The organism is Fictibacillus phosphorivorans (assembly GCF_001619875.1).
In the GTDB taxonomy this organism is placed as follows: domain Bacteria; phylum Bacillota; class Bacilli; order Bacillales; family Fictibacillaceae; genus Fictibacillus; species Fictibacillus phosphorivorans_B.
Genome location: NZ_LRFC01000001.1, coordinates 331,127 through 344,368 on the forward strand (window position 1 = coordinate 331,127; position 13,242 = coordinate 344,368).

At 39.4% G+C, this 13,242-nt stretch carries 15 protein-coding genes; 12 read left to right on the forward strand and 3 right to left on the reverse strand.

Annotated elements, in window-relative coordinates; genetic code table 11:
* Positions 1 to 241: 241 nt before the first annotated feature.
* From AWM68_RS01610 to AWM68_RS01660, 11 genes are all read left to right on the forward strand, one after another.
* Positions 242 to 1,873, forward strand: a complete 1,632-nt coding sequence (locus AWM68_RS01610; RefSeq protein ID WP_066236338.1) for a M4 family metallopeptidase — start codon at positions 242 to 244, stop codon at positions 1,871 to 1,873.
* Between the two features lie 62 nt (positions 1,874 to 1,935).
* Positions 1,936 to 2,112: a hypothetical protein gene (locus tag AWM68_RS21645; protein WP_197468113.1), complete on the forward strand. Its 177-nt coding sequence runs from the start codon at positions 1,936 to 1,938 to the stop codon at positions 2,110 to 2,112.
* A 154-nt stretch (positions 2,113 to 2,266) separates the two neighbouring features.
* Complete coding sequence (locus AWM68_RS01620) at positions 2,267 to 3,169, forward strand: AraC family transcriptional regulator (RefSeq protein ID WP_066236340.1); 903 nt, start codon at positions 2,267 to 2,269, stop codon at positions 3,167 to 3,169.
* 119 nt (positions 3,170 to 3,288) lie between these two features.
* The gene (gene dnaN / locus AWM68_RS01625; RefSeq protein ID WP_066236341.1) at positions 3,289 to 4,428 is read left to right on the forward strand and encodes a DNA polymerase III subunit beta; all 1,140 of its coding nucleotides are present in this window, start codon (positions 3,289 to 3,291) and stop codon (positions 4,426 to 4,428) included.
* 16 nt (positions 4,429 to 4,444) lie between these two features.
* The gene (locus AWM68_RS01630; protein ID WP_066236342.1) at positions 4,445 to 5,329 is read left to right on the forward strand and encodes an alpha/beta fold hydrolase; all 885 of its coding nucleotides are present in this window, start codon (positions 4,445 to 4,447) and stop codon (positions 5,327 to 5,329) included.
* Between the two features lie 18 nt (positions 5,330 to 5,347).
* Complete coding sequence (locus tag AWM68_RS01635; protein ID WP_231868348.1) at positions 5,348 to 5,752, forward strand: GNAT family N-acetyltransferase; 405 nt, start codon at positions 5,348 to 5,350, stop codon at positions 5,750 to 5,752.
* Between the two features lie 17 nt (positions 5,753 to 5,769).
* Positions 5,770 to 6,321: a GNAT family N-acetyltransferase gene (locus tag AWM68_RS01640; protein WP_066237418.1), complete on the forward strand. Its 552-nt coding sequence runs from the start codon at positions 5,770 to 5,772 to the stop codon at positions 6,319 to 6,321.
* Positions 6,322 to 6,552: 231 nt separating this feature from the next.
* On the forward strand, positions 6,553 to 6,750 hold the full coding sequence (locus tag AWM68_RS01645; RefSeq protein WP_066236343.1) for an alpha/beta-type small acid-soluble spore protein: 198 nt from the start codon (positions 6,553 to 6,555) through the stop codon (positions 6,748 to 6,750).
* A gap of 318 nt (positions 6,751 to 7,068) precedes the next feature.
* Positions 7,069 to 7,506, forward strand: a complete 438-nt coding sequence (locus tag AWM68_RS01650) for a MarR family winged helix-turn-helix transcriptional regulator (protein ID WP_066236344.1) — start codon at positions 7,069 to 7,071, stop codon at positions 7,504 to 7,506.
* Between the two features lie 42 nt (positions 7,507 to 7,548).
* A complete protein-coding gene (locus AWM68_RS01655; RefSeq protein ID WP_066236345.1) occupies positions 7,549 to 8,184 on the forward strand; it encodes a nitroreductase family protein in 636 nt (211 codons plus the stop codon).
* A gap of 18 nt (positions 8,185 to 8,202) precedes the next feature.
* A complete protein-coding gene (locus AWM68_RS01660; RefSeq protein ID WP_066236346.1) occupies positions 8,203 to 8,499 on the forward strand; it encodes a putative quinol monooxygenase in 297 nt (98 codons plus the stop codon).
* A gap of 38 nt (positions 8,500 to 8,537) precedes the next feature.
* Here the strand turns inward: AWM68_RS01660 and AWM68_RS01665 are convergent, their stop codons facing one another.
* Positions 8,538 to 9,494 (reverse strand): helix-turn-helix transcriptional regulator, encoded by a 957-nt coding sequence (locus tag AWM68_RS01665; RefSeq protein ID WP_066236347.1) that lies wholly within the window; start codon positions 9,492 to 9,494, stop codon positions 8,538 to 8,540.
* 85 nt (positions 9,495 to 9,579) lie between these two features.
* Between AWM68_RS01665 and AWM68_RS01670 the strand changes: the two genes are divergently transcribed.
* Positions 9,580 to 10,488 (forward strand): SDR family oxidoreductase, encoded by a 909-nt coding sequence (locus AWM68_RS01670; protein ID WP_066236348.1) that lies wholly within the window; start codon positions 9,580 to 9,582, stop codon positions 10,486 to 10,488.
* A gap of 237 nt (positions 10,489 to 10,725) precedes the next feature.
* Here the strand turns inward: AWM68_RS01670 and AWM68_RS01675 are convergent, their stop codons facing one another.
* Both AWM68_RS01675 and AWM68_RS01680 read right to left on the reverse strand, forming a co-directional pair.
* On the reverse strand, positions 10,726 to 11,490 hold the full coding sequence (locus tag AWM68_RS01675) for a hypothetical protein (protein ID WP_066236349.1): 765 nt from the start codon (positions 11,488 to 11,490) through the stop codon (positions 10,726 to 10,728).
* A 17-nt stretch (positions 11,491 to 11,507) separates the two neighbouring features.
* Positions 11,508 to 13,076, reverse strand: coding sequence for a hypothetical protein (locus tag AWM68_RS01680; protein WP_066236350.1), 1,569 nt, complete (start codon positions 13,074 to 13,076; stop codon positions 11,508 to 11,510).
* Positions 13,077 to 13,242 lie beyond the last annotated feature (166 nt).

Consider the following 13,242-nt stretch of genomic DNA (forward strand, 5'->3'; position numbering starts at 1 on the left):
CTCCTTATGATCTAATTTTATAAATCATTCTATTTTTTTAGAACATCTCCTTCTTTTTTTAAAACTTTTGCATTGGTAAAAAAGAACTACAGTAAAAATATGCCAACAGACTCTATGATTCTACTTTTCATTTTTTGCTCTAGTAAGAACTCTTTAACTTTCTGAAAATTCATATAAATAGTTTTGAATAGGTGATAAGATGTTGCTTACTTAGACAAAAAAGGAAAATGGAGGAATAACGATGAGAACAAAGAAGTGGGTTGCAATGGGGATTGCGGCATCATTAATCGCAGGTGCGTTTGGATCACCAGCGATGGCGGCAGCAGATGATGTGAAGGTGAAAGTGAGCAGCGAATCTGGAACGCCAGCCTTTTTGGCAGGAAAATTATCAGCGCCAACAAAAGCATCCGCACAACAAGTACTCTTTGCATACATGAACGGTCATAAATCACTTTTTAAACTAGGCAATAAAAAAGCAGAAGAGTCATTCTCTATTTTAGAGAGCACGAAAGAAGACGATGGCAACACGGTGCTCAGACTTCAGCAGGAATACAACGGAGTTCCTGTATGGGGTTACACGCAAGTGGCCCATATCAATAAACAGGGTGAGTTGACCGTGATTTCGGGTGAGGTAGCTCCGGAATTGGACAAGCAGGTGAACCTCACAAATGCAAAACAAATCAGCGGTAACAAAGCCGTGGGTATTGCAACAGCGGCACTCGGCTTCAATCCGCAGTTCGAGAAAACACCAAAAGCTGACAAAGTTGTGCTGATGAAGGATGGTACGGCGCATTACGCGTATCTTGTAAACTTAAATTTCTTAACACCTGAGCCAGGGAACTGGAATTATTTTATTGATGCAGCGTCTGGTAAAATCCTTCACAGATACAACGACATGCATGAAGTAACAGGAACGAACACTACTGGTACGGGGAAGGGTGTTCTTGGAGATTCGAAAACTCTGAACCTTACCCTATCTAGCGGCAAGTACTATATGCAAGACAACACGCGTGGGAGTGGAATCTTCACATACGACATGAAAAACAGCACATTCCTTCCTGAGCTTTTCCTGCCAGGAACGCTTTACAGCGGCACAGATAACGTGTTCGACAGTACGTACGATCAAGCCGTTGTGGATGCTCATTATTTTGCTGGTGTGACATACGATTATTATAAAAATACACATGGCCGAAATTCCTATGATAATAAAGGCGCGCAGATCAAATCATCTGTTCACTTTAACAAAAACTACAACAACGCGTTCTGGAACGGTTCGCAGATGGTTTACGGTGACGGTGATGGGACAAACTTTATAGCTTTCTCTGGCGGAATCGATGTAGTCGCTCACGAACTGACACATGCCGTAACTGATACAAGTTCTGACCTCGTGTATCAAAATGAGTCTGGCGCACTAAATGAAGCAATGTCAGATATTTTTGGAACATTAGTAGAGTATTACAACGGCAAGAATCCAGACTTTGAGATTGGAGAAGATGTCTATACACCTGCGATAGCAGGAGATGCACTTCGTTCCATGTCAGACCCTGCAAAATATCAAGATCCAGACCACTATTCAGTTCGCTATACAGGAACGGGTGACAACGGGGGCGTTCATATCAACAGCGGAATCATCAACAAAGCAGCTTATTTATTAAGTGAAGGCGGCAGCCATTACGGCGTTTCCGTAACAGGTATCGGACGAGCAAAGCTAGGGGCGATCTTCTACCGCATGAACACGGTGTACTTAACGTCATCTTCTAACTTCAGCCAAGCGAGAGCTGCAGCGGTCCGTGCAGCATCTGATCTTTACGGTGCATCGTCACAAGAAGTAACTTCCGTAAATCAGGCGTTTAATGCAGTGGGCATTCAATAAGTTGTACAAAAGCTAGAACCCAGATTGCGGGTTCTAGTTTTTTTAATGGCGAGTTTGCAAGTATGGATGAGGATTCTAGACTCGTGGATTGGAGGCTGAAACTCGTGGATTGGAGGCTGAAACTTGTGGATTGGAGGCTGAAACTCGTGGATTGGAGGCAAAAACTTGTGGATTGGAGGCTGAGACTCGTGGATTGGAGGCTGAAACTCGTGGATTGGAGGCTGAAACTCGTGGATTGATGGCCAAAACTCGTGGATTGGGAGCCCTTCATTGTGGATTCACCCCCGCCAGGAGGGCTCATCACACCGATATCGAATAAGTAATAGCGGTAACTTAGCAAAAAAGGTTAAGAACGAATGGACGCTCGTGTATATGATAGACGTAGGGTAGGTGATGGAGATGGATTATAAAGTTTGCATACAGCGGACACTTGATTATATTGAAGAGAATCTGCAGAAACGGATTACGCTAGAGGAGCTTGCAGAGCTCGCTTGCTTCTCGCCTTTTCATTATCATCGGGTATTTCAGTTTCTGGTTGGCGAATCGGTCATGGAATATGTGCGGAAGCGAAGGCTCGCGCACGCGGCACTACGCTTATTGCAGTCCGACGATAAAGTGATTGATATCGCATTTGATCTGGGATTTCAATATCACGAGTCGTTTAACCGTGCATTTAAAAAGCATTATGGCCAATCACCAAGAGAGTATCGCAGTGCAATCGTTCATTCTGTCTCTCTTCATCAAAAAGCTTACCTGAACTCAAATCGTTACATGGGAGGAATAAATATGGAAATGAAACTCATCAAAAAACCAGCTCTCCACATCATCGGTTATGACCTGCATACACGCAACACAGACGGTGAAAACAATAGAGAGATTCCGAAGTTTTGGGACCATTATATTCAAAACAATCTCGGTCATAACATTCCAAACCCACTCTACAAAAATCAAGAACTTGGGTTGTGCACAGAATTCAACACAGCAACGGGTGAATTTGTTTACATGATTGGGATGGAAGTAGCAGAAGGCACACCAGCTCCAGAAGGCATGTCCTATCGAACGTTTCCTGAAATGGAGTACGCTGTTTTCACAACACCTAAAGCATCAGAGGAAAACTTCGTGCAATCCATTCAACAAACATGGATGGAAGTCTTCTCAAAATGGTTCCCAGACTCAGGCTATGAGCATGACGGGAAAGTGGAGTTCGAGCTTTATGATGAACGCTGCTACGGAAAAGAAAACAAACAGATCGACATTTACATTCCTGTCGTGAAGAAAGCTGTAAAAGTTAAATAATGACGAGAACCCTTCCTGCTCCGGTCACAGGAAGGGTTATTTACATCAAATAATATGGAATTATGTGTTAAAATAATAGTCGGAAAATTAATAAAATTAATGTGTGCAAAAGAGGATGGATGCAACAATTGAAGTTTACGATCAATCATCATATATTTAGTAAAGCTCTCTCTGACGTTGGTAAAGCAGTCACACAAAAATCGCTCATTCCCATTTTTTCAGGAATAAAAATCATAGCGGAAGATGATGGAATTACACTAATAGGAACAAATACAGATATTATTATTGAAAAGTTCATTTCTATTTCTGAAGTAGACAATAATGGACTTCACATAAAACAAACTGGAAGTGCTGTTGTATCAGCCAAATCCTTTACAGAATTAATTCGAAAGCTTCCTGAACCTATACAAGTAGAAGCAATCAATCATCAAACAATTAAAATTAAATCGGGGGATATTTTCACACAGTTTAATGGCTTTCCTGCGGAAGAGTATCCAACGCTTCCCGTGATCGATCAAAGTAACACCATACATATGGATGCCGAAGATTTAATAGACGCAATTAAACAAACGGTATTTGCAACCGCTAAGAATGAAACAAGACCTGTACTGACAGGTATTCATTTCACTTTTTCCAGTAACAAGTTTATGGCGGTTGCAACAGATTCACAGCGCCTAGCCTCTATAGTGAAAGAAATAAATACAACAGGAGAGACTTCATTTATTGTTCCAAGTTCAAGTCTAAACGAACTTGTAAAACAAATAAGTGACTATTCAGGGGCAGTAGAGATTCACTCGGCAGATGGATATATTCTTTTTAAAACAGAAAAGGTGTCACTTTATTCGAGATTAATTTCAGGAACATATCCGAATACATCTAAACTCATCCCAACTGAGCAAAGTACAACCTTGTTTTTAGATAGAGAATCTCTCGTTAAAGGAATAGATCGAGCGTGCTTGTTTGCAGGAGAATGGAAAAACAATAATATCACATTAACTATTCAGGACAATAAACTGTGTATCTCATCAGGCTCGTCTGAAATCGGATCCATTCAAGAATTGCAAAAAATAAAAGATATAGATGGGGATTTTGATCTTAAGATCTCAATCGACGGTTATTTTCTGATGGACGCTATAAAGATGATAAAAGACGAAGATATCAAAATGAAATTTAACGGAACGATGAGGCCGATTGTGATTGAATCAACACGTGGAAAATCATCTTATCTCCATCTAATTTCACCAGTTAGGTCGTACTAGAAGGGATGTGGCATCAGTGAACTATAAAGACGGAAAATATCAGTTGCTAGTGAATGGGATAAACCATTGGGTGAAGATCGATGGAAACCAACATAACACGGTACCTCTAGTTATTATTCATGGTGGGCCAGGCGGTAATCATTATGTTTTCGAACGAACAGCAGGACCAAAATTGGCAGAAGAAAGAACGGTAATTTATTACGAACAAAGAGGCTGCGGCAGGACTTCACCCCCTTTCTCAGATGAAGATTACACGGTTAATATGTTAGTTGAAGATTTTAAGTGTCTTATTGATGAACTTGGATTATTTAATGTTGATCTTCTGGGATATTCATTTGGAGGAGAATTAGCACTAGAAATCGCCTTCACTTATCCGGATTATATCAATAAAATAATCCTCTCAGGGCCAAGTTTAATCTTTTCTGATAGTGTTTATGAAACACAGATAAAAGGGTTCAAAACTGTAGCAGACAAAGAACTACTTAAAGGGATAGAGCAAGAGCTTTCAAGAAATTTAACCCTAAAAGAGAAATGGAACAATGTATGGGCTCTTGTGGATTCAGACACTGTAGACAGGTTTTTGTTTCAAAATAAGCTTTTTGCTGAGCATAATAGAAAGCTATGGCAAGAGAGTGGACTATATAATACAGGTTTAATGATGAAGGCACTCGAAAAAAATCCACCTTCAACACCACTTCGAAATCGGTTGAACAAAATAACCCATAATACCCTCATACTTACTGGAATTCATGATCGAAATACTGGATTAAGTATATCGAACATCATCAACCGAGAAATGCTCAACAGCAGGTTGGAACTGTTTCAAAACAGTGCTCATTTCCCTGACTTGGAAGAGGAAGAGTTGTATGTGAAAAAGACATTAGAATTCTTAAAGCCTTAAGATCGGTAGGGGAATTGGATGAATGATGAGAAACAAATTACATATGTAATAGATGATCAAAAATTATGTGTTTCCAAATTCTTAACATTAGTAAATAGCGTCTGGCCGGGTGAATACAACGAACAATATTCAAAAGAAGCACTTCTAAAAACAATCAACATCACAGCATGGGACAATGAAAAATTGGCTGGATGCGTACGTTTATTAACAGATGGTTATTTGTTTGGAACAATCACTGAAATTCTTGTACATCCTGACTATCAAGGGAAAAGAATTGGCAAGGAATTAATGGAAATGGCTTGGGAACTCAGTCCGACCTCGCTTTTTATAGGCGCACAGCCAGGAAAGGAAGCTTTCTTTGAAAAAGCAGGTTTTACAAAATCAATTCAATCCTTTCAGAAAAAGAAGGAACGCAGAGCATAAAGGGGATAATCATGCCAATACAATTGCCAAAAGTACAACTGAGAGAACTGAATATAGAAGATGCAGAAGACCGTTATCTGTGGTGTTTAGATGAAGAGGTGACCAAGCATTTAAACATGCCAGATAGATATCCACCATTTAGTATAGAAGAAACAAGAAGATGGATCGAACAATGTATTTCAAGAGAAAATGGTTACGAGCAAAAAGCGATTGTATCTGAAAGTGGTAAGCATATTGGGTGGATTGACCTCAAAAATATAGATCGCTTAAATCATCATGCAGAAATAGGGATTGCAATTGGTGATAAAGCGTTTTGGGGCAAAGGCTATGGAATTGCTGCCATGCATGAAATGTTAAGATACGGTTTTCAAGAACTTGCCCTGAATAAAATCTGGCTGCGTGTCGAGACAGATAACGAAAAAGCCATAACTTCTTATAAAAGAGCTGGGTATATGGAAGAAGGCATTTTGCGGCAAGATCGATTAAGAAAAGGTATTTATGTAGATCGTTTACGAATGAGCATCCTTAAAGATCAATATTTATCTGTGAATAGTATCTCGTGCAAATAAACGACTTATACAAAATAAATACCTGTAAAATTTTTAAAGAAAAATGGAATAATTACTCATCTGGCGGGAAGTCTAATCGTATACAAAATATTGGTTTGCCACTTGTTTCACACGAGGACGATTGATTGAATCGTCCTTATTTTTTTATTAACAAATACTACCTATCTCACTAACGCATAAGAACGACTCAGTGTGGAATTATAATCTTAATTCAACTAGGAGGTGAAAAACATGGCGAACAACAACAGCTCAAACCAATTAGTAGTGCCTGGTGCACAACAAGCGATCGACCAAATGAAGTATGAAATCGCTTCTGAGTTCGGTGTACAACTTGGTGGTGACACAACTTCACGTGCTAACGGATCTGTAGGTGGAGAAATCACTAAACGTCTAGTTGCACAAGCACAATCACAATTTAGCGGACGCTAATTAAATTGAATATCATGGCTTGGCTATCTGTTCACGCAGATAGCCTTTTTGATTTTTCTAAAAAGGTTCCTTTGTTCTCGTTGAATGGAGTGTAAGGTGCGAGACTTCTCAAAAATAGAACTTCAAATATTGTTCGTTCGATGTGTGGCGGCTTTAGCTTTTGTGCCGCGAAAAGTTCAGCACCCAGAAATTCAGGAGTATTAAAGTGAAACATACCTATTTTACATAGAAAAAGTTAAACATTTGACATCATTCATAATGTGTTTTATATTAGTTGACGTATCAATAATTGACCTATCAATTAATTAAAGGAGGGGGATGTTAGTGTCCAACTCAAATATAGAAGATGAGAAGATCATCAACCGATTATACGAGATCCATCGCAGGACAGCGCCAAAGTTTGAAAACTGTACAGGCATCAGTCAAACGCGCCTGGAACTTTTGCATGAATTATATGAAGTGGAAGAGATCAGCCAAAGAGCTCTTCAGAAGAAAGTGAACATTGATCATGCTGCGGTTACAAGACACCTTAAGCAACTTGAAGAAAAAGAGATGATTATCCGACGGAAAGACCCTAAGGATCAGAGGTTTACGTATGTCTCTTTATCAGAGGATGGCCGTACAAAAATCATTCACTACCGAGAAGAAAAAGAGAGGTTTATCTCAGGTGTCTTACATGACTTTTCAGCCCAGGAGAGAAAAGTGCTTCTCGACATGTTAACGCGCATTCAGCACAACATTGAAAAATTTGAGTAACCCCTCAGGCATCTAAGACTAAGACATAAAGGAGAATGTACGATGCAACAAACTAAGATAAATGATTTCAATGAAATTATCACAGGACGCCGTTCCATTCGTAACTACGATCCAACGGTTAAAATCTCAAGAGAAGAGATGAAAGAGATCTTAACAGAAGCTTCTCTTGCTCCATCTTCTGTTAACTTACAACCTTGGCGTTTTGTCGTGATCGATACACCAGAAGGAAAAGAAACGTTAGCGCCACTTGCAAAGTTCAACCAAAGACAAGTAGAAACTTCTGCTGCTATAATTGCTGTATTTGCGGATAACAACAGCTTGGATTATTTAGAAAAAATTTATGACAAAGCGGTAGACGAAGGACACATGCCAGCTGAGGTTAGAGACCAGCAAGTGCCAGCAATCCGTGGACTTTTAGAACAAATGACGCCAGAGCAATTCAAAGACATGAACTTGATCGACGCAGGACTTGTTTCTATGCAGTTGATGTTAGTGGCTCGTGCACATGGCTATGATACGAATCCGATCGGCGGTTATGAAAAAGCTCAGATTGCTGAAGCTTTCGGTTTGGATAAAGAACGTTATTTCCCTGTAATGCTGCTTTCAATCGGAAAAGCTGCAGATCAAGGCTATCAATCAGTACGTCTATCTGTAGAAGAAACAACAGAGTGGAGATAAGAAAGGGGAACGAAATAGATGATTATCATTCATGCGGGTTTAACTGTACAAAAAGAAAAAGAAGCAGCATTTTTAGCAGAGGTTAAAGCGCTAGTTGAGGCTTCACGTGCTGAGAGTGGAAACATTCAATACGATCTTATGAAGGACACTGAGAAAGAATCCACATTTTTAATGGTTGAAGTATGGGAGAGCCAAGAAGCAGTACAAAAGCATAACACGAGCGAGCACTTTGTGGCGTTCGGTCAAAAAGCGCAAAGCTTTATGGCGGCTCCAACAGATGTAAAGATTTATGCAGGTGAGCAAGTAAAAAGGTAGGTATGAAAAAAGGAAGGCATGTGGTGTGCCTTCTTTTTTTATTTATACAAATTCAGAACAGATTCAGCCATTTTCCTTACATCTTCTATTAAAGAAGTGGGATGAACAATTCTAATTTGGTCACCAAAGCCAAGGATATATTCTTTTGCTTCTTGCTCTGTATCAAATGTAAGTTTTACAGAAGTCCAGCCATTTTCTAATTGAAACTCCGTATTATGAACTTGAACAAAGCGGCCAGTAAACGTTAGCCGCTTAATAATGGACGGGGAAGCTTCGACCTCTACCTCGAACGTAGGCAGATTATTAATAAAGCTTTGTTTGGACTGATCCCAGTATTCGGCTAGCTGAAAGTCTGATGGTCTGATAAATGTTTTGTCCGTTAATGAAGCCGTCTTTATCCTTGATACCTTAAAGTTTTTAATCACTCCGTTTGAAATCGCAACTAAATACCATGTTCTTCCTTTTGCCACTAACCCCAACGGTTCAACGATTCTTTCTGATAATTCTTTGTTTCCTTTTTCGTAGCTCATTTGCAGTTTTCGTTCTTCCCAGATTGCTTGTTGCAAAACGGTAAGTGAAGATACTTCTTGTGTTGATTGTCTCCAAGTGTCTGTGTCGATGTGGATTCTGTTCCACATTTCATTTGCTTGGGTTTGTAAGGCATTTGGAACGGTGGCTAATAGCTTTTGCCGCGCTTCTTTCCAGTCTTTTGTGAAACCGAGATCACTGAGCAGCTGAAATGATGGAGATAGGAATAGTGTCTTCATCTCATTTTCTTTTAGTCCAGTAAGTCTTGTTCGGTATTGATCAATAAGTCTCCAGCCGCCATGTTTTCCGCGTTCTGCTAAAACAGGAATGCCTGCTGCACTTAATGCTTCCATGTCTCGGTGTATAGTGCGTTCCGTGACTTCGAGTTCAGTTGCTAGAGCTTTTGTTGTCATCTTTTCGTGATTTTGAAGCAGCAATAAAATGCTGATCAGTCGGTCTGCTCTCATATTTTTTCTCCTGAATTTAAATATGACATTAGGTGTCAACTTTTCGAATTATACTTAAGATAATTCAAAAAAGGAGCGATTGCAAATGAAATCGTTAGAAGGAAAAGTTGCACTGGTAGCCGGAGGAACAAGAGGAGCAGGGCGTGGTATCGCAATGGAGTTAGGAGCGGCAGGAGCAACCGTTTATGTCACGGGGCGAACCACACGCAAGGAGGTCTCTGAATACGGCAGACCGGAAACGATTGAAGAAACAGCAGAACTCGTGAATGAACTTGGTGGAATCGGCATACCTGTTCAAGTGGATCATCTCGTTCCAGAGCAAGTAGAATCCTTAATTAAAAAAATCGAAAACGAGCAAGGAAGGTTAGATATTCTGGTGAATGACATTTGGGGTGGAGAATACCTGATGGAGTGGAACAAACCCGTCTGGGAACATTCTCTTGAAAAAGGATTACGCATGCTGCGTTTGGCAATCGACACACACCTGATAACAAGTCACTTTGCACTTCCGTTGTTAATAAAAAATGAAGGTGGATTAGTGGTTGAGATGACAGATGGAACCGAGAAATACAATGAAAAATATAGGGTGTCTATGTTCTATGACTTAGCAAAAAGCTCGGTGATTCGATTGGCAAAATCTTTATCCCATGAGCTTGAGCCTTACAATTGTACGGCAGTTTCAATGACTCCTGGGTGGATGCGTTCAGAAATTATGCTTGAGACTTTTGGGGTCACAGAGGAAAATTGGGAAGACGCGCTAAAGAAAGATCCGCACTTTGGTATTTCAGAAACACCTCGCTTTGTCGGACGAGCGGTTGCAGCACTCTCGGGGGATGAAGCTCGACATGAGTTGAACGGTTCATCATTTTCAAGCGGAGAGCTTGCGAAAAAGTATCATTTTTACGATGTAGATGGATCTCAACCTGATTGCTGGCGATATCTAGTAGAAGTGGTTGAAGAGGGGAAACCCGCAGATACAAAAGGATACAGATAATGAAAGAAAAGAGAGAGACAGAAAAGGCGCGTAGGAACCTTACCGTTTCCCTCTTTTTTTCACCATATATATAACAAAACATAACCAGCAAAAACAGAGGATATAAATAACGATTGTCCATTTAAATAAATGGATATTATATATTTTTTCAATTGAATTTATAACGATCAGGATGAGTACTAGCAAATATGAGAAATGAAGTGGCCAGTTCTCTTTTTTCAAAATACACCCTCATTTCTAGTTTGAAGGTACTACAGAAAAGTCGTTTGCTTTCTTAAGAAGTGGAAACAGATAATCAACCGAACTGCGTATGTCGTTATTTATAAAGTTTTTTATCGTTACAGGTTCGTTTTTAATCGTGATCATTTCTGCAAACTCTGGAATCTCACCTTTATCCATTAATTCCTCACAAAACGCCTTATATCTTTCTTTCAGCTGGTTAAGTGTTAAGTCTAGCTGAATATAAAAGAGAACAGTGATAAAATCATAAGTTCCGCCTGTTTTAACAAAACAAGGAGAGCAATTTGTTACGTGCTCTTTATGAATTCCCAGCTCTTCAGTCATTTCTCGTAATACACTAATTCGTAACTGAAATTCATTGCCTTGAAGATCCTCTCTGCTCAAACCGCCCCCAACACACTGCAGTCTGCCAGGATAAGCAGTATGTTTATTCATTTCACCAAAAACGAAGTAAGAATCTGAGGTTTCTACCAAGCCTGCTCCGTAGATCACTCTGCATCCTTCATTACTCACAGGTTCATTTTTAACGGAATAAAGGTAGTGGGCATAATCCGTGCTTTTTAAGTGTAGCTTGATTTCTTTATCCTTTTCTTCAAGCGCATCCACATGAAAAACCTCGCCTCGGGTGAAACGGGAGTCTGAGTTAAATCGGGTCCAGAAATTTTCAACTTCAGATTGGAAGGTTGGTGATAACCTCACAGGATGATCGTCCAATGTGATTTGTAAGGGTTTCGTAACGGGTTTTAGTGTAACTGGTTTCACATGTAATTCCTCCAAACTTAAAACATATAAGGTCCAACAACTAAAGATAGGAAAAAGGTGTTCAGGACAGCAAAATAACAAATAGATGTTAGCATGCTCCAATCTTGTTTTCTCCCAAACCAAACAGCTGCACCACTCAGCAAAGCAAGCACAATCGGTATAGCAAATGAACTGCCCGAAAAGGTTAAGAAATCAGGAGCATACATATAGTAGTGGGTATTAAATAACTTCTGAATAAAGATGATCTGTACACCAAGAAACAGTGCAAGAATGGTGTACATAACCCGCTTATCCTCATCCTCCATTTGCTTTATTTTCGCAATATAAATGATGATCGCAAAAAGAACAGCCGGTGTAATCCAATAGATCGAGCTCATGGCAAAGATCAGCCCTTGGAAGAGGGAAAGTATGGTTGCAGAAGCAGCTTGTTTAAAATCCTCTTTTGTTAAGGCGAGGCTTTTTTCAATGACGTCTGGTTTTGTTGAAGCTCCACTAAACGTAAACTCTTTGTTGCCGATCAAGTTCATCCACATAATTGAGTCGTCACCAAGCCAATTTGCGTACATGGACTGATGATTTGTTGTACTGCGGAGCTCTGTCAGCCAGATGTCCCCATCAGGACGAGCTTCGTAAACATTCACTGCCTCTTTTTCATTTGATCTGAGCGCTCGAGTTGTAAATAAAATTTTTGCGGATTTGTTTTCATCGACACCGTATTCAATGTATTTAGGGTTTTCAAGCTTCACACCGTTTTTATCCAAGAAGGTCATCTTGTTAAATACCCAATCTTTTTTTGCTCCCAACTGATTCATTCCTTGAAAAACGGTATACGTTTTCCCTCCATTGCTATTTTTAAACAGTGTATAATAGATCGTTAAATCTTTGCCGTTTTCGATAAAATAAAAACTGAAATGATTTTCATTAAGTGCTTCATCTTTATCCAAAATAAGACGTGACTTGTAATGGGATTGGTTATCTGATTCATAAAACATTGCTTTTACCTGCTTAGTTGGTGAAGAATGTATTCCAACGCTGATAAAGGAATTAGACTGGCTATTTAGAGCTACAGATTTTAATTGTTCATCGACTTTTTTAATGGGTTGTACATCCCAATAGCCTATATTTACTTTGAAAAGTTCATGTTCTTTAAAGTAAATAATGTTGTTCGGGTTAGAATCCATACCATAAACATCTTGATCCAATATGTTTTCTTTCTTTCCATCAAAATGGATAAGTTGTTTGTTCTTAACAAACACATACTCGTTACCTTTTACCCAAAAATTTTGAGGACTTGGAATAGATAAAGGTATTGTTTTTTTATTTGTTACCTTTAAATTGTCTGTAACGGTAAAGCTCATTACTTCATCTTCTTTCGGAACATAGACATGCTGTGCCCCGTTCTGTTCTTGAAAAACAGGTTTCACTTCACCGAAGCTTTCAGTTGCGATTGGCAGTGATCGACTCCAGCCTTCATCAGGAAGCATTAACTCTATCTTTATATTTTTCATGGTGAAAGCTGTAAAGATAATCGCAAAAAAGATGAAAGGAATTAAAAACGGTTTTACCTTAGCTCCAACTTTTTTCATGAAGCATTCCCCCTTCCTGCAAAAATTCGACATATGCCCATAATTTTCCTTTTTATTAAGGGTAGGAACAGATACAATGATAAAAAAAGTGAGGAATGGTTGGATGGAGGGAAAAGCGATGTTCGCCAAAGGAAAGCACTAGGATCTGAAAGTATATTCGATTCTA